Here is a 25,322-nt window from a genome sequence, read left to right as displayed (position 1 = left end):
TCTTATATGGCAGATCATCTACCCCCTCGCGATCTGTGGCCGAGTCGTGTCTACACGCTGCCGGAGTTCGCGGCTTATCCCGAGCGCTTCAACCCCACCGAAGAATTGCTCGAGAAGGCCGTGACCTCCGGTCGCGGTGACCGGACGGCCATCCTGTTCGAAGACCAGAAGTTCACCTACGCGCAAGTGCTGACGCAGGCGAACAAATTTGGCAACGCGCTCCGCGGCCTGGGAGTGGAGGAGGGCGACAGGGTCATCCTGCGCACCCCCAACATTCCCCCGGCCCTGGTGACGAACTTCGGCATCCTAAAGCTGGGCGGCGTATGCACGCCGACCTCACCCCTGTTCTCACGCTCCGAGATCGCGCACGTGGCCAACGACGCGGAAGCGGTGGCCCTGGTCGTCAGCTTCGCCCTGCTGGGCGAGGTGGAGGCGGCGCGGGAGAACTTCCAGACGGTGAAGAACATCATCGTCGTCGGCGGCGACGCCGCCGAGGTCAAGGCCAAGGGCTTCATCCCGTACGGAGAACTCCTCCAGTCGGGCTCGCCCGAGCTGGACCCCGTGCGCCGGCGCCGGGAAGACGTCGGCATCCTGCTCTACACCTCCGGCACCACCGGACGCCCGAAAGGCACCGTCCACCTGGTGGAGGAGTTGCTGATCATCCCCGACGCCTTCGGCAAGTACGGCTGGAAGGTGAAGGAGAACGACGTGGTCGGTGGCTCGGCGCCCCTGGCGTTCGGCGCCGGCTACTCCAGCTACGCGACCATCCCGTTCCGCTTCGGCGCGGCGGCTTCCCTGATCGCGAAGTTCGATCCGGTGAAGATGTTCGAAACCATCCAGAAGCACAAGGTATCGATCCTGACCTTGGCTCCGACTGCCTACCGCAAGATGCTCCAGTTGCCGGACGCTCAGAAGAAGTACGACCTGAGCAGCCTGCGCCTGTGCACCGGCGGCGGTGAAAGCCTGACGGCTCCCACCTATCAGGCGTGGAAGGACAAGTTCGGCATCGACATCTTCGAAGGTCTGGGAACGACCGAGATGATGTACGTGTTCGCTTCCAACGTGGTCAGTGAGAAGGCCAAGGCCGGCTCCTTCGGGCAAGCGGTGCCGGGGTACGAGCTCAAGGTGGTCAACGAGGAAGGCGCGGACGTGCCGGCAGGCACCATCGGCCACTTCGTGGCGCGTGGCCCGACGGGAACGATTTATTGGCGCGACGTGGACAAACAACGCCACGTGGTGACCAAGGACGGCTGGAACCGGGCCGGTGACTTCGTTTCCCAGGACGCCGAAGGCTATTTCTGGTTCGTGTCGCGGGAAGACGACATCATCAAGAGCTCCGGATACCGCATCGGGCCCGAGGAGATCGAGGTGACCCTGGCGGAACATCCGGCGGTGCAGGACGTCGGCATCATCGGCGTGCCCGACGAAGTCCGCGGGCAGATCGCCAAGGCCTTCGTCGTGCTCAAGCCGGGGACGTCGGTCAAGCCCGAGGAACTCATCGAGTGGTGCCGCGGCAAGATCGCGACCTACAAGCTTCCGCGCGAGGTCGTGATCGTCAACGAATTGCCACGGACCCCGACCGGCAAACTGCTGCGCCGGGTCCTGCGGCAGAAGGATTCGGAGGTCGCTGTCGCCAAGACAGCGGTCTGATCCGGGTCAATCGGCGCCGAACCTGGCGCTGACCGAGTGCTAGCCCGCCCGCCCGCCGCATCGGGTCCGCCTCCGCCGACTTGTGCGGCAGAGCGGGCGGGCCGGCTCGATAGGTGGGGATGTGGAACTCCAGCGCGAGTCGCTCTGCCAGCGCATCGTCGACGAGTGTGAGGCGGGCATCCTGTACGCCGGCCGCGATGGCCGTGTACGCCTGTGGAACCGCGGCTGCGAGCACATGTTCGGCTGGACCGCCACAGAAACGGTCGGCCAGTCGATGGACATGATCATCCCGGAGAAGCATCGCTCCCGCCACTGGGAGGGCTGGGAGGCGGTGATGAAGAGCGGTGTGACCAAGTACGGCCACGAACCTCTCGCTGTCCCCGCGCTCACCAAGGACGGCCGCCGCATCTCCATCGAGTTCAACATCGTCCTGCTGCGTGACGACGCGGGCCAGGTGCTGGGCGCCGCCGCCATCATCCAGGATGTGAGCGCGCGCTGGGAGCGCGACAAGGCCCTCAAGCAGAAGCTGGCGGCGCTGGAAGCTCAGATCAAGAACGCAGTCGGAAGCAAGTGACAGACCCAAGGGAGGAGACATGGAGTTCCAGCGCATCGAGGACCTGAAAGCGCCCGACGGCCATCCCATCCCTGCATTCCTGATGGCGCCGAAGACCGCCCAGAGCGGCGCGGTGCTGGTCCCGCCCTACGGCTCCACCAAGGAACACATGCTGGGCATTGCCGCCTTATTGGCGGAACAGCAGGTGGCGTGCGTCTCCATCGACCCGTGTGGCCACGGCGCAAACCGCACCGAGATCGGCGTGGGGATGCGCGACGAAGTCGAGGCCGCGATCGCCTACATGCGGCGCTACGGCCGAGTGGGCGCCGTCGGCATCAGTCTGGGCGGGCGCCTGGCTCTGATGTCCTCCGCCGACTACATGGTCGCCATCTCCGCAGCGGTGGTGCAGGAGGTGTCCCCGCAGGGCAAGTGGATGTTCGAGAACTTCCCCAGCCCGGCGATCCGCGAGCCGTATTCCGGCTACGTCATCGAACTGCTGGAAAAGCTGGGTCCGGTGCAGCCGCACGACAAGCCATGCCTGCTGATGTATGCTCAACGCGACATTCCCGCCATCATGGAGGGGGCGGCCGGCCTGAAAGCCAGTCTCGCCGGCGCAGAACTGCTTTACATCACCAAGGATTTGCGGCCCGACGTGCAGCACGACAACGGGCTCATCCGCTACCTGCCGCGCTGGTTCAACCACGGCGAGCTGAAGTTCAATTACGAGGTGATGGAGGTCACGGCGCGCTGGATGGCCTCCCGCCATGCCGTCGCCCGCGTGTGAGCAGTCGAGGAAACGAAGGAGAACGAGATGGGCAGCAACGGCACAAGCAAGCGCACGCAGTGGGAATACTTCGATCGCATGGTCGTCTTCGACGATAGCGAGCAGGGGATGGTGAGCGGCCTGGAAGAGTGGATCAACGATGCCGGCAAGGACTGCTGGGAACTGGTGAGCTCGGCTCCCCTCATTGCCCCCAACAAGGACGGACTCGCCTATGGCACCATCGGCATCCACCTCATCTTCAAACGGCCGAGGGTCGCTGAGGGGTGAAGCGCCATGGCGGAACTGCACGGACGGGCGCTGATGGAGGCCCGATTCGGGCCGCTGGGGAAGGGCCTGAAACAGCTCGAGATCAACGGCGCTGACTACGACCTGGACGCGCTGTTCTTCCGCCTGGACCTGGCGCTGGAAGACACCAAGATGATTGACGCAGTGCGACTGGCCGCCGGCCATTACGCGGTGCGTTACTACGACGGGCAGGACCAGCGGATCGTGGCGCACGAATTCGACGACGACTTCCGCTTCCTGGGCGAAACCCGCGCCCACGTCGCCGAGTGGATCGGGGAGGATGCATACTTCGATTCCATGCGTCCGGTGTCGTTCCGCTGTCCCTTGGTGCCGGGCGACGATTTCTGAGGCAAGGTGGTCGAAGTCATGGACGAGCTGCGGGGACGTGCGCTGATCGAGAGCCGCTTCGGCTCCATCAGCAGGACCAGCAATCAGAGCGTGGTCATCCGTGGCCGCGAGTGGGACATCTGGGACCTGCTGGTCACCATGGGCCTGAACTTCGACGACAGCAAGCCCATCGACGTGCAGGCGACCGGGGACCACTTCGTGGTCCGCTACTACGATGGCCAGGACCAGCGCGTCGTGGCCCACGAATTCGATGCCGACCTCAAGTTCATCGCCGAGATCCGCGGCCACATCGCCGAGTGGATCGGCGAGGACGCATACTTCTCGCTCTACAGCGGACACTGACCTATGGCATACGAAACCGTTCTGTGCGAATCCGACGGCCCCATCGCGACCGTCACCTTGAACCGGCCCAACCGGCGCAACGCCCTCTCGCTCCAGCTCATGCTCGAGTTGATCGACTGCCTGGAGCAGATCGGCAAGGACAAGCGGGTCCGGGCCGTCGTACTGGCGGCAGCCGGCAAAGTGTTTTCCTCCGGGCATGACCTGAGCGAGATGGTGGGCAAGGACATCAACGAGTACCGGCGCACCTTCGACGTGTGCACGCAGTTGATGACGCTCCTCCAGTCCATCCCCCAGCCGGTCGTCGCCGAGGTGCAGGGCATGGCCACCGCCGCGGGCTGCCAGCTGGTGGCGACCTGCGATCTGGCCGTCGCCGCCGAGGAGGCCTCGTTCGCGACGCCGGGCGTGCGCATCGGCCTGTTCTGCACGACGCCCATGGTCGCGCTCAGCCGCGCCGTCGGCCGCAAGCGCGCGCTCCAGATGCTGATGACCGGCGAACCCATCAGTTCCGCCACCGCAGCCGAGTGGGGACTGGTGAACAGCGTCGTCCCCGCGGCGCAACTGCATGCGGAGACGCGCAAGCTGGCCGCGCACATCGCCGAGGCCAGCCCCTTGACCCTCGCCATCGGCAAGCAGGCGTACTACTCGCAGATCGATCTCGACCAGCCCAAGGCCTACGCCTACGCCAAAGAGGTCATGAGCATGAATTCCATGGCCATGGACGCGCAGGAAGGGATTTCGGCGTTCCTTCAGAAACGCCCCGCGTGCTGGACGGGAAAATGACCGCAACGATTCGGGAGCGGTCGTGAGCACCCGCACCAGAAAGCGGAAGCGCATCTTCCCTGCCGCGGGCACCAAGGCTACGCAGGCCGACGCCGACGTCATCCTCTATCTGTACGACCTGCGGCGCGACGACGAAATGCGCAAGGCGCGCCACTTCGTCTCCGCGGAATTCTGGCCCGAGACCGCCGACGACGTGCTGCGCGTGATCCGCGCCTATCCCTCGCGGGAAAACACCTGGCTGCGCCAGGTGATCTCCTACTGGGAGATGGCCGCCGCCTTCGTGCTGCGCGGCGCCCTCCACGAACAGCTCTTCTTCGATTGCACCGGAGAGATGTACTGCGTCTTCTCCAAATTCCAGCCCTTTCTCAAGGAGCTGCGCCCCAAGCTGCCATTTTTCCTGCTCACCGTGGAAGAGGTCATCATGCGGCTGCCTGAGGGTCGCGCGCGGCTGGCCCGAATCCAGCGGCGGCTGGAGCGCCGCAAGCAGAAGCTCGAGGCCCGCAAAGCCATCTACGGCGCGGCCTCCGCGGGCTACACCTAGACGCAACTTCCTCATTGCACGACTTCGGCGATCCCCACTTTGTTCACCCCGCTGCACGCCAGATAGACCTTGCCGTCCGGCGTCGCGGCCATGTTGCGAATCACTCCACCGCCCGAGGGCACGTCGGTCTTCGAAAAATTCTTCGTCTTGGGATCGAAGCGCACCAGCGTGTTGGGCTGTAGGCCAGTTTCGGCATACCAGACCGTGCCATCGGGTGTGACAGCGATGCCGTAGGGCTTCGATCCGGCGCCGCCGGGCGACGGCCACTCTTCCACCTTCTTCGTCGCTGGATCGAAGTGGCCGAGGTAGCCGCGCGCGTAGTCGGAGTAGTAGATGGCGCCGTCGGACGCCAGCGCCAGCCGCCGTGGACGCGCGCCTTCAGGCAGCGGGTACTCGGTGATGCTCATCGTCTTTGCATCGATGCTCGCCAGCTTATTGGTGCCAAATTCGCAAAAGTACGGCGTACCGTTCTTCGCGACGACGATGCCGTAAGGCACGGCATGGGGTGTCGGGACCTCTTTCAGCTTGATGGCGCCGGTGCGCGGATCCAACTGCCCGACAAAATTCGAACCCTCGACCGTGAACCACAAAATGCCGCTCTGATCGAAGACGGGAGTGTGCGGGTCCTTGGCGCGCGGATCGGGCATCGGGTACTCGGTCACTTTGCCGGTCTTGGGATCCAGCTTGCCGATGTAACCCTTGAACGCAGCGGTGAACCAGATGTTGCCGTCGCGGTCGGCCACCAGACCGTGCGGGCCGGAATCGGGCGTCTTCAGCGAGTATTCCTTGAACTCACCTGTCTTCGGATCGAGGCGCCCCAGCTTGTTAGCCATCTGCCCGGTGTACCAGAGCGAGCCGTCGGGCGCGAGCGCGGGATCGTGCGGGCGGGAGTGTGGCGTCGGCACCTCCCATTCTTTGATCGACACCTTGCCACTCTCCGCCGCCAGCGCGAGAGCGACACACAGGCCGAGCAATACACAAGTGCGGATCACGTGCGATCGCATGAGCACCTCCTCCATCGAAACCCCACCGCAATAGCTAGAGATGCTAATCCTCGGCTGCCGGGCGCGTAAACAAGGCGCTCGGTGATGTCGCCGATGGTGTGGGCGATACGCACGTCACATCTCCGCTCGTTGGGGCGGGATACTGCTCTTGTTAGGTTGGCCGTCGTCGTCGGGGGCGTCGAGGACAACGTCGTGGGGCATGGGCTCGAAGGAGACGCGCTTGAGGTTGGCAGAGGCGATCTGGAGGGCGTAGAGGAGGAGAGCGGCGTGCTTGTAATCAATGGCGTCACGGACGATGGCGTCGGCGACCTGCATGAGGGCGCACTGGATGCCGTTGGCGTCCTCGAAGGGCGGAAGGCAGTCGAGGTCGGGCGAAGGGCGGTGCATGTTGTTGTGGGCGTAGCAGTAGGAGCGGTTGAGCAGGGCGGGCGAGCCGCAGCGGACGCCGTTGGACTTGACGTGCTGGCAGCGGGGCGCCTTGCGGACCTGGTCCATGCGACGGAGGTCTTCACGGACGCGTTGGATGGCGATGCGGTTGGCGTTCATGGGGTATACCCCCTCCGGGGGATCAATTGAAACAAAGGGGTTAGCTGTTGATATCAAGGGGAGCAAGAGGTAGCTGGTAGTCAGTAGCTGGTAGTTAGGAGGCCGAAAGAAGGGGGAATCTGGAGCGGGGAAAGCTGCCCCACGAGAATGAAGCATACTACATCCAGAATAGCAGGTCGAAGGAACGGCTCCGCGGCGAGGCGGAGCGATTAGGCCTGTAGGATCAGTGAGTTGCAGGGACGGAAAATAAAGTTCTTGACATAGCTTAAAGCTATACAAATCCAGATTTTGCGCGTGTCTTTGTTTTCAGGGAGTTGCGGTGGGAGAAAATACTCACCGCAAAAACGCGGAGAGACCCACCCAACGAAAACCGCGTTGGGTGGGGCACCTGGCCGAGCCCTCCTGGGTCAGGTTGCCGTTGGCGTCGTAGAAGAAGCTGCTGTCGGTGATGTGGTTGGTGGTCACGCTGATTACCAGGCTCCTTAGGGTGCCTACACCCACCTCATTGCAAATGGGAGAGCTCAGGGTTAATCAGAACCCGCTCGCAAAGTTGTTTCCCAGGTACGAAGCTCCAATCCGCATAATACGAGGGTGCGGCAACAGGTGTCGTTGCGGAGGGGACAGTTTCAATCCTGACTATCATGGTCACCTGATTGATTCCGCGCTTGAGCCAAAAATCATCCGGGGTGGCGCCCTCCGCGAACACGATGTCTCTGAACTCCATAATTAACCTGAAACCTCGCAGGCTAAATGTGCGCCGCGCGCCCCAGTCCGGATAAGCGGAACACTTGCCGTAGAGTTGCATTGGCAAGATGATCGCCCTCGGCATACGGCTATATGGGTCTCTGCTGTCCTCCAATAGGTCAACCGATTTCGTTGTGGAGAAAAGCTTACAATCGATGCCAGACCTTATGATGGTGAACCCCCCTCCGTATGGAATGGTATAGACAGAACAAGCCAGCTCATATGCAGGGTTGCCGGCGTCATCTCTTAGGGTAAGAGAAAAATCAGAAGTATCCTCTGGCCTTAAGCCCTTCTTCGGAAGTACTACAGAAAACTCCGCAGGCGCAACCCGCGGGTAGGGCGGCCCGAGACCATAGCTATTCACCTTGTCCGCGATGCTTACTCCAGGTATGTGCCGGTGCTGAACTTTGTCACAATTGAGAGAGACAGTACCGCCTTCTTCGAGACTGTCTTTCTTGAACGGTGGCGGCGCAAAAGGAACGTCTTCGTCTATTGCGGAGAGAATGCTGCCGTCTGGAACAACTCCGACTTCGAGATCAAAGCTGTGAACGAGGGTAATGGGTTTCCCCCTTCCGTACCGACGGCCAAGAACGAATCTCACATGGCTCAGCGCAAGCCTGACCACCATGCCGCGAACCCGAAATGTTCTGATCCGACCGTATTCAGGGTAGTTAGCGCACCTACCTAACAGTTCTTCCGAAAAGAATCGCGCTCTGCTTTCGATACCTAGATTGCCAAGAGGTTCGTACGTAAACAGATCGATGTAAACGTCGTCCGGGTTCAACGACCTGAGCCAGCACTGAAAATCCCCAGAGAAGTCGAACTCCGCGTCACGACTCTCACCGGAACGACAGCGGAGACCGTAAAGGGGAGAGCCGTTCACCGAGTGCAGGTCCAGATCGACTTTCATCCGGCGTACATCGCGGACGTTGAATTTCGCTCTGAATGGAGCAACTCGAGGCCATTCATAGCTACCCGCAGAGGCTAGCGGGATTCCGGGTAGTGCAAGAGAAATCAAACCCAGCAGCGTTGATAGCCAACCAATTCTGATTGTTGATCCAATCATCGCGTCTCACCCGTATTCGGCGGGCAGATTCCAGACCGCGGAACAGGTATTTCCAGAGTGGCGGGTGGCCCAGACAACGCCAGAATGTTACACCTCTCCATGATGGGGGTGCCCCACACGAGCGGTGCTCATGTGGGCGGAAGTCGTCATGCGGCCTTCTTGGTGCGCATCCATTTTGGCGGGAACATGGCATTGACGGCTAGGATCTCGGGTTCCCGAAGAGCGTAGGCCCGGAAGCTGCTCCAGCGCCCCGCACGTCCTGCGGCTGGTTTACCTGAAAGTTATCACACTCGATAGTGATAGGGGTCACCGTTGACTGTGCGTAATGACCCAAGCGCCTAAGCCCGGCTCGGCTTTTTCCCCCATCGGGAAACGGAGCAACACCCTCCGCCAGAAGCAGCCACAACGGCAAGAAATCGAGCAACATTAATTAAATCAATAAGTTACAAAATTCCCGAGCGCAGTACCCTGGCTCCCGGCGCCTTGGCTCCCGGAATGCACTACACACCGGCAGGTCATCCCCTAGGGGCAGGGCTCAAGCCTGGGGGATGGCACTAAAGCTGGTTTTGGGGGGTGCCTGTGCTAGCAGCGTGCAGCTCTGAACAACGCAATCCGGTGAGTCCCAGCCTGATGTTCTGCGAACTCTCACCTAAGGCCAGGAATGAATTCGATTCCATCAGTTGCACCATCACATATCCCGACGGCGCCGCGATCTTTGCCGAGGGACAGGCGCCGCGCGGCGTCTTCATCCTGCGCAAGGGCAAGATAAAGCTGTCCATCTGCTCGAGCGAAGGCAAAACGCTGATCCTCCGACTCGCCGAACCGGGCGAGGTCCTGGGGCTGGCCGGCACCCTCTCCGGAAGACAGTACGAGATGACCGCCGAGACCCTCGGCCCGTGCGAGGTCGAGTACGTAAAGCGCGACGGGTTCCTGCGCTTCATGCAGTCGCACAACGAGATCTGCCTGTGGGTGGCCGAGCAGCTCAGCCACATGTACAACACCGCCTGCCACGAGATCCGCTCTCTCGGGCTATCACACTCGGCGGCGGAGAAACTGGCCAAGCTGCTGCTGCAATGGTCGTTCAGCAATGGCGACTCACGCCAGCCCGGACGCATCAAGCTCTCCCTCACCCACGAAGAGGTCGCGCAGATGATCGGGACCTCTCGCGAAACGGTCACCCGGCTCTTCGCCGACTTCAAGAAGAGACAGTACATCCAGCTGAACGGATCCACCCTGCTCATCCGCAACAAGGCTTCCCTGGAGGCCGTGGCACACTCCTAGCCGGCGCTCCGCCCGGGTAACTCACGAGGTGCGCGACCCTTCGGCGCCACGAGGATGGCTCAAGATTTGGGTTACATTGGAACGGCCTGGGTGGCCGTTCCTGTCCTTTGCGCGCGCCTTCGGCCCCTCGGCACGATCGCCCCCGGAGGCCGGCTTGGAACCAGCGAAGAGCGGCTTGCAATTCCTCACGCCCAACGACTGGGCGCTGATCCGCGACAAGGCGCGCGAACTCCGCTTCGCCAAGGACCAGCGGCTAATCCACGAAGGTCTCGTGGGCAATACTCTCTACATTTTGAAAACGGGGACCGCCCGCGTCGAGCGGAGGAACGGCGGCCAAGTAATCCGTATCGCGACCCTGGGGCCGGGCGACATCTGCGGAGAGATGTCATTCATCGAAAAGACCTCCGCCAGCGCCTCCGTCGTGGCCGACGTGGAACTCACCGCCGATGCCCTGGACGCAGCGGTCCTGATCTCTCTCTTCGAGTCGTTCCCCCACGTGGGCTCGCGCTTCTTCCGCTCCGTCGCATTGACGCTATCGCGGCGCCTGCGCGCCACCTCCGCTGAACTGGCGAAGGCAAGAGCTATCTCGGTTTCCAAAGCATAGGCAAAATCGGAAAGCAGGGTGCTTACCCTGCAGCTCTCACCCCTTCGGCCAACGCAGGTCTCGAAATCCTGGTACCGATGCCTCCGGCGGCCCGCGGCCGAGTGTGGGCTCATCTTCGCTGTGCCTCGCCCACGGGGTTGCTATACTGCCAGCCGGAACCGATGAGAACCACTCCGACATTCGAGTTCCACGTCGCACGGGCGGCGCGCGATCTCTACCAGTTCGACGACGCCCTCTTCTCCCTGACCGGGAACGTCGTTTTCGCCAACCTGGCGGCGAGCCGGGAGTTCGCCCGAAAGATGACCCTGGCGCGCGACGCGGAGCGCCATCCGGAGCGCAGCGTCTATCCCGGCGCGCTGAATGCGATGGGACTCATCGATGAGGCCCTGCACCTGGTCGCGGCTCTCTACCGCCAGCAGCGCGACCCTGCCGCCATGCGGGACGCGCTCACCTGGTTCGAGGCGCGGCTCGGCCGTACGAAACTGGACCGCGCGCTGCTCGGCTTCGCCGACCACTTCCCCACCGTGGCCGTGTACCGCGGCGAGCGCACCGCTCAGCAGTGGCTTGCGGACGCCACCGGCGGCGTCCCGCACCGCGCCGTCGCCCTGGAAGAACTGATGATGCTCTGGCTGGCGAACGAGAATCCCGCGTTCCGGCCTTTCGGAGAATTATTCGACGACGACCTGCTGGCCACTACGACGGCCTATGCCAACATCACGGCTGCGCTGCGCGATTATTTCGAGACTCGCCCGCGCTTCGGCCCCGACAACCAGAACCTGGTGGACATGCTTCGCGCCCCCGCGCTGGCTTCACCCGATTCGCTTGCCGGCCAGCTTGCCTACATCCGCGAAAAATGGACGCCGCTGCTGGGCGACTTCATCGCCCGCCTGCTCACCGCGCTCGATCTCCTGAAGGAAGAAGAGATCGCGGTCTGGCTGCGCTTCCATCCGCCGGGAGCGCACTTTGGCGGGGGCCTGACGACCGGGGACTCGAGCGCCGCCGCTGTCCCCCATTTCCACGACCACGAATACGAGCGCTTCAGCCAGGACGTCGAGTGGATGCCGCGCACGGTGATGCTGGCAAAAACCATCCATGTCTGGCTTCATCAGCTCTGCATCCAGTACCGCCGGCTGATCAACCGCCTGGACCAGGTCCCGGACGAAGAGCTCGACCTTCTGGCGCGCCGCGGCTTCAATGCTTTGTGGCTGATCGGCGTCTGGGAGCGCAGCCGCGCCTCGCAGCGCATCAAGCAACTCACCGGAAATCCCGAGGCCGCGGCCTCGGCCTACTCGCTGCTCGATTACACCATCGCAGAAGAACTCGGCGGCGAGGCCGCATTCCTCAATCTGCGCGACCGCGCCTGGGCGCGCGGCATCCGCATGGCCAGCGACATGGTCCCCAACCACATGGGCATCGATTCCCGCTGGATGATCCAGCATCCGGACTGGTTCCTCTCGCTGCCCTATAGCCCGTTCCCCTCCTACACCTTCAACGGGCCGGATCTGTCGAGCGACGGCCGCGTCGAGATCAAGATCGAGGACCACTACTACAACCGCAGCGACGCCGCCGTCGTCTTCCGCCGTCTGGACCGCTGGAGCGGCGATGCCCGCTACATCTATCACGGCAACGACGGCACCAGCTTTCCCTGGAACGACACCGCGCAGCTCGACTACCTGAAGCCGGAAGTGCGCGAGGGGGTCATCCAGACGATCCTTCACGTCGCCCGGCTGTTCCCCATCATTCGCTTCGATGCCGCCATGACGCTGACCAAGCAGCACTACCAGCGCCTGTGGTTCCCCCAGCCGGGCACCGGCGGGGCCATCCCCTCGCGCGCCGAGCACGGCCTGAGCAAGGCGGACTTCGACCGCGCCATGCCCAACGAGTTCTGGAGGGAACTGGTGGACCGCGTGGCCGCCGAGGTCCCGGGCACTTTGCTTCTGGCCGAGGCGTTCTGGCTGCTGGAAGGTTACTTCGTGCGCACCCTCGGCATGCATCGCGTGTACAACAGCGCCTTCATGAACATGATGCGCGACGAGGAGAACGCCAACTATCGCAGCGTCATCAAGAACACACTGGAGTTCGATCCCGAGGTGCTCAAGCGCTACGTCAATTTCATGAACAACCCCGACGAGCGCACCGCCGTGGACCAGTTCGGAAAAGGCGACAAGTATTTCGGCGTCTGCACCCTCATGGCCACCCTGCCCGGCCTGCCCATGTTCGGGCACGGCCAGATCGAGGGCTATGCCGAACGCTACGGCATGGAGTATCGCCGCGCCTATCGCGACGAGTTGCCCGATCCGTGGCTGGTCGCGCGCCACGAGCGCGAGATCTCGCCCCTGCTCCACCGCCGCGCCCTCTTCGCCGAGGTCGGCGAGTTCCTGCTCTTCGACTTTTACACCGACCAGGGCCACGTCAACGAAGACGTCTTCGCCTACTCCAACCGCCTGGGCGACGAGCGCGCGCTGGTCGTTTATCTCAACCGCTACTCCAACACGAGCGGCTGGATCCGGTCCTCCTGCGCCTACGCCGAGAAGACGCCGGGCGGCAAGCGTCTGCGCCAGCGCACGCTGGGCGAAGCGTTCGGCCTCTCCCACGATCGGCGAATGTTCGCCGCCTGCCGCGACGCAGTCACCGGCCTCGAGTACTTGCACCACGCTCCCGAGCTCGCCGGGAAAGGCCTGCGCATCGAGATCGAAGCCTACAAGTGCCACGTCTTTCTCGACTGGCGCGATATCCGTGACGACGGCAAGCGTCCCTGGGGCGCTTTGTGCGGCATGCTCAACGGACGCGGTGTTCCCAGCCTCGAGGACGCACTGCACGCGCTCGAGCTCAAGCCCATTCACGACGCCCTGCGCTCGCTTCTGGAGCCCGCTCTGGCCAGAGGCTTCGCCGATGGCGCCGGCGTTCCCAGGACTGGGAAAGACGGGACTGGCAAGCTGTTCGAGCACGCCTCCCGCTGTGTGCGCGCCCTGTTCGAGGAGTCGCGCCGCTATGCGACGGGTGGCGCGGCCGATGCGGCCGGCCTTGAGCTGGCGCGAGGATGGGAGGGCGACCCCGCGGTCGCGCTCCGCCGCTTCCAGGATCACCTCGAAGCGGCCCTGGCGCTGCCCGGGCTGCAGCGCCATTTCTCCACGCCCTGGCCGGCAGACGCCTCCGCTGTCCTGCCGGCCGCGGGCGCCGCACCGGCTGAATCCACTCCGATCTGGGGCGCTATCCTCGCATGGTGTTCTCTGGAGGCGCTCGGCTCACTGCGGGACGCAGCCGACCCCACCCACGCCGCCGCGGAGATCTTCGATGCGCTGCGCCTGCGCGAGCCCATGGCGGAAGCTTTCTCCGCGCTCGGTTTCGCGGGCGAGGAGCGCTGGCGCGCGGCCGCCCGTGTCCGTGCCGCCCTGGGGCATGCCTCCTGGGCCCCGGGGGCCGAGGCGGCGCCTTCCCGCTCCACCGCGCCTTTCAGTTGGGTCCACGATCCCGACGTCGCGTGGCTGATCGGTGTCCACGAGCACGAGGGCGTTCGCTACTTCAATAAGGAAGCGTTTGAGCGCTTGCTGTGGTGGATGGCCCTGCCGGCGATGCTGCGGATCGCATCGACTCCCACACCGGATCTGGGAAGATTGCGCGAACTCGAGCGCGAGTTGCAGGTGCGTACGCGCGCGGCCGCCGATGCGGGCTATCGCGTCGAAGTCCTTCTCGAGCGTAGCTGAACTCCCTGCACCAACACCGGGAGGCCGCACGTCCGTTCCAGGAGATACCTGCCCGCGGCCACGCGCTCGGCCGCTGCTCCCTCTTCCGAAAATCCCGTCGCCTCCACGATAAGACGGTCGGCGGCGCGTTGCACGGAGAGCGAGCGCACGGCGCCATCGTGCCGGCAATCGAAGGCGTCGGCCAGCCGCACCACCGCGGCCATTTGCCGCACACATTGCTGAAACTTCGGCGGCAACGCCGCGAATCTTTTTTGTTTCGCGCTGGGCAGGGCGCCGCGATGATACCGTGCGGTAAGCGCCACGATCTGCAAGTCTTGCTGTGTCCATCCCGCCGGCAGCACCATTCTCGAGATGAGCCGGCGCGAGGCCTTGTGCCGCGAGCGCCCGCCGCTGCTGCGCCCGACATCGTGCAGCAGGGCGGCCGACTCCAGCAGCGCCGCGGGAGCTGAACCGTCGAAGATGTTTGCCCGCACCAATCCTTTGTGGAGCTGCACCGCCAGCTTGGCGACTCGATGGCTGTGCTCGAAGTCGGGATCCAGAAACGCCGCCCAGGTCTTCAGGCGCTGGTGTTCCGCCCGCCGGATGGCGGCGCCTTGCGGCAGGCCGCGCCGCCACTGCCGCCACAGCGACTCCCGCCCCATCATCAGCTCGCGATATCGCGCCAGCCGCCGGCTGCGTTCCGCCTCGATGCGCTCCTGCCAGCGCTGACGCGCCTCCGGCGAGGCGAACGCCCGTTGCTTGAGCGCGGTCGCCCACAGCACGTCCAGGTCGTGGACTTCGCCCAGAAGGTCCTGGAGTTCTTTCAGGCTCTTGCCCCACTGCCGGTGCCGCTCCGGCAGAAAGTTCTCCACCAAGTAGCGGAATTTCTTCAGCCCGATGCGAAGTTGGTGGTATGCGACTTTCGTCCGGTTGCGCAGGGCCGCGCGGTGCAACTCGTAGGCGTCGGCGTAGCGGTGCAGCGCCAGGCACTGGAAGACCAGCCCCTCGGCCGGCACGCGCTCGAAGCGCGCCGACAGCCGCTCGCTCCAATACTGCCACCGGGTACGGTTGAATCTGGTGAGCGCCGCCGTGACTCCGGCGCGCAGCTCCATCTCCCGCCTGGTGCAGAACCCCATCAGGGTAGCCGTGACCGGATCGTCCGCGGCCCCCAGTTTCTTCACCCATTCCGCCAGGATCTGCACGTCGCGCAATTCGCCGAGCTGGCGGAAGACCGTGCGCGCCGCCCGGTCCATGCGCCGCCAGGCGGGATGGAAGTCGATCGTCCGGAAACTGCTCGCGATGGACCGGCAGCGGCGCAGCGCGACCCGCAGGTCGTGGACGGGATCCGGCGCGAGCTCCGCGAGTGCTCCATCCATCTCGCTCGCGGCACGCTCCATCCAGTGCTTCAGATCGACCCGTTTTGGCGCAGCGGCGCTTCGCATGTGCGTGGGAGGCTAGAGCATTGCAGCCGGGGAAGCGGAATGCAAGCGCGGCGCCGCGGCTACGGCAGGTAACGCATGCGGCTGTCGCGCTGCGCCCGGTCGAGCAGCCGCACCGCGCGGTCCAGGACAGACCTCAACTCTCTCCGGTATTTCGACTTTCGCGCGGCCGCGAGCTTGCTCCGCGCCTCGCGTGGACCGAACCATGTGGGATCGCGGTGCGTTTCCGGAGGGTCCACGGTTCGCGTCACGTGCAGCAGGTAGGCGCGCACCATCACTTCCGAGGCGAGCGCGCGCTTCTTGTGCCGGTACCGCGCGAACGGACGCGGCGCGATGATCCCCACCGCACCCGCCTCTTCCAGCGCCTCGCGCGCCGCCGCCTGGCTCGACGTCAGCTGCGGCTCGAGACGACCCTTGGGAAAACTCCATCGCCCCTTGTCGGTTCTCACCAGCAGGAATTGCAGGGAATTTCCCGTCCGCCGGTAGCAGACGGCGGCCACCTGGCCCAGGGCGATCGATCGCGACAGATCCCGTGAGACTGCGGATGCTCCCATTCCTGCGCCTCCGCAACTGACTCTTGTCCACAGCATGCGTCAGGGTGCCGTCACCGCAAAGCTGATATTCAGGAATCGGTGTTGCACCGCGTGGTTCGTCCTGCGGTACAGAGATAAAGACCGCTGCGGCCGGCGGGTGCGCCACGGTCCCGCCCGACCAATCCCATGCACCCCGTCGGGAGGATTTTTCCGTTGACAAGCGGTTCCAAAATGGGTCAATATTTATGCACTCGACTGCATAATTATTCATGTCCAAACTGTCGCGCCATGCCGCTATCCGTGACCTTCTGGCGGACCACTCCGTCGCCAGCCAGGACGAGCTGCGCCGCATGCTCTACAAGCGCGGCCACCGCGTCACCCAGGCCACCCTCTCGCGCGACATGCATGAGCTCGGCCTGGTGAAGACCGGCGAGGGCTACACCCTTCCGCAGAACGGCGACTCGGACGCCTGGCTTCCCTCCGTGGAGCGCCTGATCCGCGAATTCGTCTACGACGTGCGTTCCGCACAGAACCTGGTCGTGGTGAAGACCAGCGCGGGCAGCGCCCAGCCGGTGGCCGCTGCCATCGACGCCGAGGAGTGGCCCGAGGTCGTGGGCACCGTCGGCGGCGACGACACCATCCTCATCATTGCTCCGGAAACGAAGATCGCCGACAAGTTGGTGGCTCGCGTCAAGGAGCTGATCGCCTGATGCCTGCCGCTCCTCAACCGGCCGTGGTTGGAGCCACGGGTTACGCGGGTTTTGAGCTCACGCGCCTGCTCCTGCGGCACGGGCGGGTGCGCAAGCCCATCCTTCTCGGGCGCGATGGCGAGGCCGGCGCTTCTCTCGACCTCAGCGAGATCTACCCCCACGTCGCCGGCAACGGCGGCTATCCCATCCAGGCATTTTCGTGGGATAGGCTGAAAGACGTTGACGTTCTCTTTCTCTCGACTCCGCATGAGGTTTCGCGCGAATGGGCGCCGGAAGCGGTTGCGCGCGGCATCCGCGTCATCGATCTCAGCGGCGCCTGGCGGCTTAAGAACCCCGAGCACCGCAGCGTGTACGGCTTCACCAACGGCGACCAGCGCGCGGCGCAGCTCGACGCTTCCGCGGTCTACGGCATCCCAGAGCTGTACGCCGACGCCATTCCTTCGGCGCCGGTGGTGGCCAACGCGGGCTGTTACGCGACTTCGGTGATCCTCGCGCTTGCGCCCTGGGTGCGCGCCGGTCTCCTCGACCTCGACCACGGCATCATCTGCGACTCCAAGTCCGGGGTCTCCGGCGCGGGCAAGCAGCCCACCGCGAAGACGCATTTCGTCGAGGTCGCCGACAACCTGTCCGCCTACTCCGTCTTCGGCCATCGCCACACCGGCGAGATGCTGGAGCAGCTCGGCCTCGCGGCCGCTCAGTTCCAGTTCACGCCGCACCTGCTGCCCATTCCTCGCGGCATCCTCTCCACCATTTACGTGAAGCTGGCGCGGTCCGCTTCGGCGGACGAGCTCGAGAAGTGCTTGCGCGATTTCTACTCCGGCAAGCCGTGGGTACGCGTCTTCGCCCACTCGCGCCTGCCGCAGATCAAGTTCTCGCTCAACACGAATTACTGCGACCTCGGCTTTGCCGTCGCCCCCGACGGCGAGCGCGTCGTCCTGGTCTCCTGTCTCGACAACCTCATGAAGGGCGCGGCCGGACAGGCGGTCCAGAACATGAACGTGATGTTCGGCTTCGACGAACGGGAGGGCTTGCAATGAGGTTCGTCATCAAGCTTGGCGGCCGGGCCCTCGACAGCAAGGAACTGGTGCGCAAGTTCGCGCAAACCATCGCCGACATTGCGCAGGGCGGTCACAAGATCGCCGTCGTGCACGGCGGCGGAGCCGCGGTCAGCCGAGCGCTCCAGGAGCTGGGCAAGGAATCGCAGTTCATCAATGGCCTGCGCGTCACCGACTCGCAGACGCGCGACGTCGCCCTCATGGTGCTGGCCGGCCATGTGAACAAGTCGCTGGTCGCGGCCATCGGCGCCGCCGGCCAGACCGCCATCGGCCTCTGCGGCGGTGACCTCGGTCTGTTCCGCGCCACGCCCATGCACGGACACCCCGAACTCGGCTACGTCGGCGAGATCAGTTCGGTGGAATCCAAGTGGTTCGACGTCATGTGGCAGCACGGCATCGTGCCCGTCATCTCCAGCATCGCGCTGGGCAACGACGGCGAGTACTACAACATCAACGCCGACCACATGGCCTCGGCCTGCGCCGCCGCCTGCAATGCTCACGCACTGATCTTCCTCACAGACGTCCCCGGCGTGAAGGGGGCCGACGGCGCCGTCATCCGCTGGCTGCACGTGAACAGCATCCGCGGCATGGTCCACGACGCCGTCATCAGCGGAGGCATGCTGCCCAAGCTCGAGGCCTGCACCAACGCCCTCAAGCGTGGCGTTCATCGCGTCCGCATCCTCCCCGCCGAGAGCGTGGAAGTGCTGCCCGGCTTCTTCACCAACCCGATCGAGTACGGGACGGAGGTCATTCCATGAGCCGGGCCCTGGCGGCAGTCATGAAGCTGGAGGCCAACCTCCTCCTGCCGACCTACGACCGCTTCCCCGTCCTGTTCGAGCGCGGCGACGGCGTCTATCTCTACGACTCGAGCGGGAAAAAGTACCTCGATTTTCTGAGCGGCATCGGCGTGAACGCGCTCGGCTACGCGCACCCCGTTATCCAGAAGACGATCTGGGAACAGTCGTCGAAGCTGATCCACATCTCCAATCTCTTCTTTCACAAGTACCAGGCCGAGTTGGCGGGCTTGTTGACCGGGATCTCCGGACTCGACCGTGCCTTCTTCTGCAACAGCGGCACGGAGGCCTGGGAAGGCGCGCTGAAGCTGGCGCGCGCCTATGCCCGCACCGTAAACACCAACGGACACAAGCCGCGCACGCACCTGCTGGTGATGGAGAACTCCTTCCACGGACGCACTTTCGGTTCCCTCGCCACCACCGGCCAGAAAAAATATCGCGCACCGTTCGCCCCGCTGGTCCCGGGCGTGGTCTTCGTCCGCTTCAACGACGTCGCCGACCTGAAGAAAAAATTCGACCGCTCCGTCTGCGCCATCGGACTCGAGACCGTCCAGGGCGAAGGCGGCGTCCGCCCTGTCTCGGCGGAATTCCTGAAAGCCGCGCGCGCGCTGACCCGGCGCACCGGCGCGCTGCTTATCCTCGACGAGATCCAGTGCGGCCTCGGCCGCACCGGCCGCTACTTCGCTTTCCAGCGCTTCGGCGTCAAACCGGACATCGTGACCATCGCCAAGCCGCTGGCAGCCGGCCTCCCGCTCGGCGCCATCCTGACCACCGCCAAGGTCGCCGCCTGCTTTCACCCCGGCATGCACGGCACCACGTTCGGTGGCGGGCCGCTGGCCTGCGCTGTGGCCGCAACCTTTGTCCGCACGCTGAAGAAGGAGCGCCTGCTGGCGCACGTTTCGAAGGTCGGCGCCTATTTCCACAAGTGCCTGCTCCAGCTCCAGTCCCGTCATCCGCAAGTGCGTAACGTGCGAGGCCTCGGCCTCATGCTGGCCGCCGAACTCGACTCCACCGACCTCGCCAAAGCCGTCGTCAAGCAGATGCTCGAGCGCGGCTTCGTCATCAACCGCACCAACGACAACGTGCTCCGCTTCCTGCCTCCGTACGTGATCGAGAAGCAGCACGTGGACCAGATGATCTCCGCACTCGATAAGGTACTCAGCGCCAACGCCGCGTCACCGGCAGCAGCCAGCCGGCCGACAAGAAGGAGAAAACAGTGAACGCAACCACCCTCGCGCCGCGGCCGGCTCTCGGCCCGCACCCGGTGACCGGCATTCCCGGCCGCGACCTCGTCTCCGTGCAGGATTTCTCGCCCGACGAGGTCTCCTGGGCCCTCGGCGTTGCCGCCGTGATGAAGGCGAGCCCGGCGGACTTCCGCGGCGCCCTCGCCGGCAAGCAGCTCGTTCTCTTCTTCGAGAAGCCCTCGCTGCGCACCCGCCTGACCTTTGAAGCGGGCATGAGCGCACTGGGCGGCGTCACTTTCTTCGTAGACCAGACGCAGACGCGCCTGGGCGAGCGCGAGAGCCTGCGCGACATCGCCAAGAACCTCGAGCGCTGGGTCGACGGCGTGGTGCTGCGCACCTTCGCGCACGAGACCGTCGCCGCCATCGCCGAGCACGCGTCAATCCCTGTCGTCAACGCGCTCAGCGATCACGAGCATCCCTGCCAGGCGCTCGCCGACTTCCTCACGCTTCAGGAGCGGTTTGGCGATCTCAAGCAGGTGCGTCTCGCTTACGTCGGCGACGGCAACAATGTCGCCCATTCGCTGATCCTCGCCGCCGCCAGCACCGGCGCCAATATCGCGGTCGCCACGCCCGAAGGCTACGAGCCCCAGCCCGCCGTCGTCGCCAGCGCGCGCCACATCGCCAAGACCACCGGCGCGAAGATCGAGGTCCTCACCGATCCCGTCGCCGCTGTCACTGGCGCCGACGCCATCTACACCGACGTCTGGGCGAGCATGGGCCAGGAGAGCGAAGCCGCCGAGCGCAAAGCGATCTTCGCTCCCTATCAGGTCAACCAGCGCCTCTTCTCCCGCGCCGCCAAGCACGCTGTGTTCATGCACTGCCTGCCCGCGCATCGCGGCGACGAGGTCACCGCGGCCGTCATCGACTCGCCGCGCTCGGTCGTCTTCGACCAGGCGGAGAACCGCCTCCACATCCAGAAGGCCATCCTTGTTCTGTTGCTGGGCGGTGGCATGCACCGCGTCCAGCCGAGGAGCGGAAATGCGTGAGAAAGTCGTTCTTGCCTACTCGGGAGGACTCGACACCTCGATCATCATCCCGTGGCTGAAGGAGAACTACGACTGCGACGTTATCGCCTTCGTCGCCGATGTCGGCCAGGGTGATGACCTCGACGCCGTGGTCGACAAGGCGTACAAGACCGGGGCGAGCAAAGTCCTGGTCGAGGATCTCCGCGAGGAATTCCTCACCGGCTACGTCTTCCCCGCCATCCGCACCGGCGCGGTGTACGAGCACAAATATCTGCTCGGCACCTCGCTCGCGCGTCCCGTCATCGCCAAGTACCAGGTGCAGTTGGCGAAGAACGAAGGCGCCACCGCCCTTGCCCACGGATGTACCGGCAAGGGCAACGACCAGGTCCGCTTCGAACACGCTTTCCAGGCGCTGGCGCCCGAGCTGAAAATCATCGCGCCCTGGCGGGAGTGGACCCTGAAATCGCGCGAGGACTGCCTCGACTACGCCGAAGCGCACGGCATTCCAGTCGAAGCCAGCCGGCAGAAGATCCACAGCCGCGACCGCAATCTGCTGCACGTCAGCCACGAAGGCGGCGAGCTCGAGGATCCCAACAACCCACCGCTTCCCACCACCTGGACGTGGACCAAGTCGCCGCAGGAAGCGCCTGATCAGCCCGAGACCGTCGAGATCGGCTTCGAGCAAGGGGTACCGAACTCGATCAACGGCACCCGGCTCGAGCCCGTGCAGCTCGTCGAGCTTCTCAACGAGATCGGCGCGCGCAATGCCATCGGCCGCGTGGACCTGGTGGAGAACCGATTTGTCGGCATCAAGTCGCGTGGTTGCTACGAGACGCCCGGTGGCACGCTGCTCTTGACCGCGCACCGCGAGCTCGAGGCGCTCTGCCTCGACCGCGAACTGCTGCACTTCAAGCAGCACATCGCGCTCAAGTACGCCGAGATCGTGTACTTCGGCCTCTGGTTCACGCCGTTGCGCGAGGCCCTGGACGCCTTCATCGCCAGCACGCAGCGCGATGTCAGCGGCTCGGTGGCGCTCTCGCTCTACAAGGGAAATGTCGACGTCGTCGGACGCAAGTCCGAGAACTCGCTCTACCGCACCGACATCGCCAGCTTCACCATGGGCGACGGCTACGACCAGAAGGACGCGGCCGGATTCATCCGCATCCTCGGCCTGCCCGCCCGCTCGCGCGCCATCGTCCGCACGGAGGCCCTGAAATGAAGATGTGGTCTGGGCGTTTCCGCGGCGGGCCGGATCCCGAGTTCGACGCCTGGCAGCGCTCATTCCCCTTTGACCGCCGCCTCCTCCCGCAGGAGATCGCGGCCAGCAAGGCGCACGCCGCTGCCCTGCACATGGCCGGCGTCCTTTCGAAATCGGAATTCGACGCCACCGTCCGCGGCCTGGACCAGATCGAGCGCGAGGGTGTCGCTTCCGACGACCCCGCCATCGAGGACGTCCACCATTTCGTCGAGTCGCGCCTGGTCGCGGTCGCCGGCGACGTCGGCTACAAGCTGCACACCGGACGCAGCCGCAACGAGCAAATCGCCACCGACCTGCGCCTCTACGTCCGCGGCCAAATCGACGGACTGCGTGGCCTGCTCGCCGATCTGATCGGCGTGCTCATCGAGCGCGCACAGCAGGCGGGCGACGCCGCCATGCCCTCCTACACCCACCTCCAGCGAGCCGAGCCTGTGCTGGTCTCGCATTGGCTGCTCTCCTATGCGGAGATGTTCTTCCGCGACATGGACCGCCTTGCCGACGCCCGCGCGCGTCTGAACGAATGCCCGCTGGGCTCCGGCGCCATCGCCGGCGCGATCCTGCCTCTCGATCGCCGCTCCATGGCGACCAAGCTCGGCTTCGACCGTCCCACGGCCAACAGCATGGACGCCACCTCCGACCGCGACTTTGCCATCGAGTTCGCCCAGTCGCTCTCCTTGCTCGCCGTTCATCTCAGCCGCTGGGCCGAGGAGATGATCCTCTTCTCCACCACGGAGTACGGCTTCATCACGCTGCCCGAGGCCTACTCCACCGGCAGCAGCGCCATGCCGCAGAAGAAGAACCCCGATTCCTGCGAGCTCATCCGCGGCAAAGCCGGACGAGTCATCGCCAATGCCACCGCGCTTCTGATCGCCGCCAAGGGCCTGCCGCTGGCATATAACAAGGACCTTCAGGAAACGCAGCAGCCCGTATTCGACAGCGCCGAGCAATGCGCCGCCATGATGAAGATCGCCGCCGGCTTCATGTTTACGGTGACGTTCAACTTCGACCGCATGCGCGCCGCCGCCAGCACCGGCTGCATGAACGCCATGGCCGCCGCAGGGCACCTGGTCAAGAACGGTGTTCCCTTCCGCCGCGCCCACGAGCTGGTCGGCGCTGCGGTGCAGCTCGCGCTCCAGAACGGATGCGAGCTCCAGGATCTCTCCCCCCAGCAGTGGAAGCAGTGCGGAGTTGACTCCACCGGCGAGTTGCGCGCGAGCCTTTCGCTCGACGCCGTCCTCGCCTGTCACGACGTCGAGGGCGGCACGGCTCCCAGGCGTGTCCAGCAGGCGCTGGCCCACGCCCAGGAGCGTCTCGCGGCATCCAAAGGAGCGGCCCATGTTGGTGCGTAACGCCCTCCTTCCCGACGCCAAGCAGATCGAGCGCCTCATCTCCGCCGAGGTCACGGGCTCCAGCCTGATCCCGCGGTCGCTGCCCGAGATCTGCGAGAACATCCGCGACTTCATGGTCATCGAGGACAAAGGCAAGGTTGTCGGCTGCGGCGCTCTGCACCTCTACGGCCTGCACCTGGCCGAGATACGCTCCATCACCATCCGCAAGAGCCAGCGTGGCAAGGGCGCGGGACGACTCCTGGTTGACGCGTTGCTCGCCGAGGCCGAGCGCCAGCGCGTCACCTGCATCTGCCTCTTCACCAAGATCCCGGAATGGTTCGCCCGCCTCGGCTTCCGCGTCGCCGAGCGGGAGAGCCTGCCCGACAAGGCCTACAAGGACTGCCAGTTCTGCCCCAAGCTGCACGCCTGCGACGAGATCGCGATGGTGCGCGGTGAGCTGCCAAACTTTGCCATCCTTGCGCCCGCCCGCGAGGAGCGTCCGGTCCTGACGAGGATCCAGCCTTGAGTCTGCGCGTGCCGCGCGGGTTTCTGTTCTCCGCCACCGCGGCCCAGATCAAAGCCAGCGGCAATCTTGACCTCGCGCTCGCCGAGGCTCCGATGGGCGCCAGCGCTGCCGCGCTGTTCACCCGCAATCGCGTGGTCGCCGCGCCTGTCATCGTGGGCCGCGAACACTTGAAACGCACCCGCGGGCGCGTGCGCGCCGTCCTCGTCAACAGCGGCAACGCTAACTGCGCGACCGGTCCCGCGGCACTTGCCGCCAGCAAAGCGGTGTGCGCTGACGTCGGCAAACTGCTCCAGGCCGCGCCGGAATTCATTTTCCCGTCTTCCACCGGGATCATCGGCGTGCCGCTTCCTGTAGAGAAGATCCGCGCCGCCCTGCCGCGGGTTGTCCGCGAACGTTCCCTCGGCGAAGCCGCTCTGGAAAACTTCGAGCGCGCCATCATGACCACCGACACCCGCCCCAAGCTGGCGTCGGAAGCATTTTCTTCCGGCGGCACTACCGTCACCATCGCCGGCGTCGCCAAGGGCGCGGGCATGATCCACCCCAACATGGCCACCATGCTGGCCTACATCTTCACCGATCTTGACGCCGCCCCGAAGCAACTCCATTCCGCTCTGCGCGCGGCCTGTGCGGTCAGTTTCAACTGCATCTCCGTGGACGGCGACACTTCCACCAACGACACGCTTCTGCTTCTCGCCAGCGGCGCCAGTGGGATCAAGCTGACCAGGCGCAATCACAGCCAATTTGCCCAGGCTCTCACCGACGTCTGCCGCTCCCTCGCCGGGCAGATCGTCTTCGACGGCGAAGGAGTCAAGCACGTCATTCGTCTCGACATTGAGGGCGCCGCGACCGATGCCCACGCTCACCGCATCGGCAACGTCATCGCCACCTCCATGCTGGTGAAGACCGCGTGGGCCGGCGCCGATCCCAACTGGGGGCGCATCCTTGCTGCTGTCGGCCGCTCCGGTGTCCCCGTGGACCCGCGACACGTAGATATCTTCATCGGCCCCCATCAGGTCTGCCGGCGCGGGGCCAAAGGCGAATTCAGCGAAGACGCCGCCCACACCTGCATGCTTCAGCCCAAGTACGACATCCGCGTTCGCGTCGGCCGCGGCCGCGGACTCGCCCAGCTCCTCACCTCCGACCTCACCGCCGAATACGTCCGCATCAACGCCGACTACTCGACCTAGGAGCGTGCGTTTCAAGGTGTCATCCTGAGCGAGGCGCGGCCCAGTTCTGGCCGCGCCGAGTCGAAGGACCCC

Annotated in this window: 25 protein-coding genes; 20 read left to right on the top strand and 5 right to left on the bottom strand. The window is 64.7% G+C overall.

The window, feature by feature from the left end; translation table 11 throughout:
- The first annotated feature begins 6 nt into the window (after positions 1 to 6).
- The 8 genes from LAN37_09060 (at position 7) to LAN37_09025 (ending at position 5,283) form a co-directional block, all read left to right on the top strand.
- Positions 7 to 1,650: an acyl-CoA synthetase gene (locus tag LAN37_09060; GenBank protein ID MBZ5647357.1), complete on the top strand. Its 1,644-nt coding sequence runs from the start codon at positions 7 to 9 to the stop codon at positions 1,648 to 1,650.
- 121 nt (positions 1,651 to 1,771) lie between these two features.
- On the top strand, positions 1,772 to 2,224 hold the full coding sequence (locus LAN37_09055) for a PAS domain S-box protein (GenBank protein MBZ5647356.1): 453 nt from the start codon (positions 1,772 to 1,774) through the stop codon (positions 2,222 to 2,224).
- Between the two features lie 19 nt (positions 2,225 to 2,243).
- On the top strand, positions 2,244 to 2,987 hold the full coding sequence (locus tag LAN37_09050) for a hypothetical protein (GenBank protein MBZ5647355.1): 744 nt from the start codon (positions 2,244 to 2,246) through the stop codon (positions 2,985 to 2,987).
- Between the two features lie 27 nt (positions 2,988 to 3,014).
- Positions 3,015 to 3,254 (top strand): DUF4177 domain-containing protein, encoded by a 240-nt coding sequence (locus tag LAN37_09045; GenBank protein ID MBZ5647354.1) that lies wholly within the window; start codon positions 3,015 to 3,017, stop codon positions 3,252 to 3,254.
- A gap of 6 nt (positions 3,255 to 3,260) precedes the next feature.
- Complete coding sequence (locus LAN37_09040) at positions 3,261 to 3,620, top strand: hypothetical protein (GenBank protein ID MBZ5647353.1); 360 nt, start codon at positions 3,261 to 3,263, stop codon at positions 3,618 to 3,620.
- A gap of 6 nt (positions 3,621 to 3,626) precedes the next feature.
- Positions 3,627 to 3,962 (top strand): hypothetical protein, encoded by a 336-nt coding sequence (locus LAN37_09035; protein MBZ5647352.1) that lies wholly within the window; start codon positions 3,627 to 3,629, stop codon positions 3,960 to 3,962.
- Between the two features lie 3 nt (positions 3,963 to 3,965).
- Complete coding sequence (locus tag LAN37_09030) at positions 3,966 to 4,742, top strand: enoyl-CoA hydratase (GenBank protein MBZ5647351.1); 777 nt, start codon at positions 3,966 to 3,968, stop codon at positions 4,740 to 4,742.
- A gap of 22 nt (positions 4,743 to 4,764) precedes the next feature.
- On the top strand, positions 4,765 to 5,283 hold the full coding sequence (locus tag LAN37_09025; GenBank protein ID MBZ5647350.1) for a hypothetical protein: 519 nt from the start codon (positions 4,765 to 4,767) through the stop codon (positions 5,281 to 5,283).
- Between the two features lie 11 nt (positions 5,284 to 5,294).
- On the opposite strand, the gene LAN37_09020 is transcribed toward LAN37_09025, so the two are convergent.
- The 3 genes from LAN37_09020 to LAN37_09010 form a co-directional block, all read right to left on the bottom strand.
- Positions 5,295 to 6,287 (bottom strand): lyase, encoded by a 993-nt coding sequence (locus tag LAN37_09020; protein ID MBZ5647349.1) that lies wholly within the window; start codon positions 6,285 to 6,287, stop codon positions 5,295 to 5,297.
- Positions 6,288 to 6,401: 114 nt separating this feature from the next.
- Entirely contained in the window at positions 6,402 to 6,833 is a 432-nt protein-coding gene (locus LAN37_09015) for a hypothetical protein (GenBank protein ID MBZ5647348.1), read from the bottom strand.
- Positions 6,834 to 7,335: 502 nt separating this feature from the next.
- On the bottom strand, positions 7,336 to 8,487 hold the full coding sequence (locus LAN37_09010; GenBank protein MBZ5647347.1) for a hypothetical protein: 1,152 nt from the start codon (positions 8,485 to 8,487) through the stop codon (positions 7,336 to 7,338).
- 786 nt (positions 8,488 to 9,273) lie between these two features.
- Here LAN37_09010 and LAN37_09005 point away from each other — a divergent pair.
- The 3 genes from LAN37_09005 to LAN37_08995 all read left to right on the top strand — a co-directional run bounded on the left by LAN37_09005 (position 9,274) and on the right by LAN37_08995 (position 14,232).
- Positions 9,274 to 9,924, top strand: coding sequence for a Crp/Fnr family transcriptional regulator (locus tag LAN37_09005; GenBank protein ID MBZ5647346.1), 651 nt, complete (start codon positions 9,274 to 9,276; stop codon positions 9,922 to 9,924).
- 154 nt (positions 9,925 to 10,078) lie between these two features.
- Positions 10,079 to 10,528 carry a cyclic nucleotide-binding domain-containing protein gene (locus LAN37_09000; protein ID MBZ5647345.1) on the top strand — a complete coding sequence of 150 codons (450 nt, stop codon included), beginning with the start codon at positions 10,079 to 10,081 and terminating at the stop codon, positions 10,526 to 10,528.
- A gap of 161 nt (positions 10,529 to 10,689) precedes the next feature.
- The gene (locus tag LAN37_08995) at positions 10,690 to 14,232 is read left to right on the top strand and encodes an alpha-amylase (protein ID MBZ5647344.1); all 3,543 of its coding nucleotides are present in this window, start codon (positions 10,690 to 10,692) and stop codon (positions 14,230 to 14,232) included.
- Here the strand turns inward: LAN37_08995 and LAN37_08990 are convergent.
- Positions 14,199 to 15,608, bottom strand: a complete 1,410-nt coding sequence (locus LAN37_08990) for a CHAD domain-containing protein (GenBank protein MBZ5647343.1) — start codon at positions 15,606 to 15,608, stop codon at positions 14,199 to 14,201. The genes LAN37_08995 and LAN37_08990 overlap by 34 nt on opposite strands.
- A 104-nt stretch (positions 15,609 to 15,712) precedes the next feature.
- Positions 15,713 to 16,204, bottom strand: coding sequence for an NUDIX domain-containing protein (locus LAN37_08985; protein MBZ5647342.1), 492 nt, complete (start codon positions 16,202 to 16,204; stop codon positions 15,713 to 15,715).
- 248 nt (positions 16,205 to 16,452) lie between these two features.
- Between LAN37_08985 and argR the strand changes: the two genes are divergently transcribed.
- From argR to argJ, 9 genes are read left to right on the top strand one after another with little or no spacing between them, the layout of a single operon-like run.
- On the top strand, positions 16,453 to 16,893 hold the full coding sequence (gene argR, locus LAN37_08980) for an arginine repressor (protein ID MBZ5647341.1): 441 nt from the start codon (positions 16,453 to 16,455) through the stop codon (positions 16,891 to 16,893).
- On the top strand, positions 16,893 to 17,930 hold the full coding sequence (gene argC / locus LAN37_08975; GenBank protein MBZ5647340.1) for an N-acetyl-gamma-glutamyl-phosphate reductase: 1,038 nt from the start codon (positions 16,893 to 16,895) through the stop codon (positions 17,928 to 17,930). Before argR ends, argC begins: the two co-directional genes overlap by 1 nt.
- A complete protein-coding gene (gene argB, locus LAN37_08970) occupies positions 17,927 to 18,706 on the top strand; it encodes an acetylglutamate kinase (GenBank protein MBZ5647339.1) in 780 nt (259 codons plus the stop codon). Before argC ends, argB begins: the two co-directional genes overlap by 4 nt.
- Entirely contained in the window at positions 18,703 to 19,962 is a 1,260-nt protein-coding gene (locus LAN37_08965) for an aspartate aminotransferase family protein (protein ID MBZ5647338.1), read from the top strand. The genes argB and LAN37_08965 overlap by 4 nt, the downstream gene beginning before the upstream one ends.
- A gap of 53 nt (positions 19,963 to 20,015) precedes the next feature.
- Entirely contained in the window at positions 20,016 to 20,972 is a 957-nt protein-coding gene (gene argF / locus LAN37_08960; GenBank protein ID MBZ5647337.1) for an ornithine carbamoyltransferase, read from the top strand.
- Positions 20,965 to 22,170 carry an argininosuccinate synthase gene (locus tag LAN37_08955; GenBank protein ID MBZ5647336.1) on the top strand — a complete coding sequence of 402 codons (1,206 nt, stop codon included), beginning with the start codon at positions 20,965 to 20,967 and terminating at the stop codon, positions 22,168 to 22,170. The genes argF and LAN37_08955 overlap by 8 nt, the downstream gene beginning before the upstream one ends.
- Positions 22,167 to 23,558, top strand: coding sequence for an argininosuccinate lyase (argH, locus tag LAN37_08950; GenBank protein ID MBZ5647335.1), 1,392 nt, complete (start codon positions 22,167 to 22,169; stop codon positions 23,556 to 23,558). Before LAN37_08955 ends, argH begins: the two co-directional genes overlap by 4 nt.
- Positions 23,545 to 24,063, top strand: coding sequence for a GNAT family N-acetyltransferase (locus LAN37_08945; GenBank protein ID MBZ5647334.1), 519 nt, complete (start codon positions 23,545 to 23,547; stop codon positions 24,061 to 24,063). Before argH ends, LAN37_08945 begins: the two co-directional genes overlap by 14 nt.
- The gene (gene argJ, locus LAN37_08940; protein MBZ5647333.1) at positions 24,060 to 25,250 is read left to right on the top strand and encodes a bifunctional glutamate N-acetyltransferase/amino-acid acetyltransferase ArgJ; all 1,191 of its coding nucleotides are present in this window, start codon (positions 24,060 to 24,062) and stop codon (positions 25,248 to 25,250) included. The genes LAN37_08945 and argJ overlap by 4 nt, the downstream gene beginning before the upstream one ends.
- Positions 25,251 to 25,322 lie beyond the last annotated feature (72 nt).

The organism is Terriglobia bacterium (assembly GCA_020073495.1).
GTDB lineage: Bacteria > Acidobacteriota > Terriglobia > Terriglobales > Acidobacteriaceae > JAIQFD01.
The sequence above is the reverse complement of the archived record's forward strand: the minus strand, read 5'-3'. Positions and strand labels throughout refer to the sequence as shown.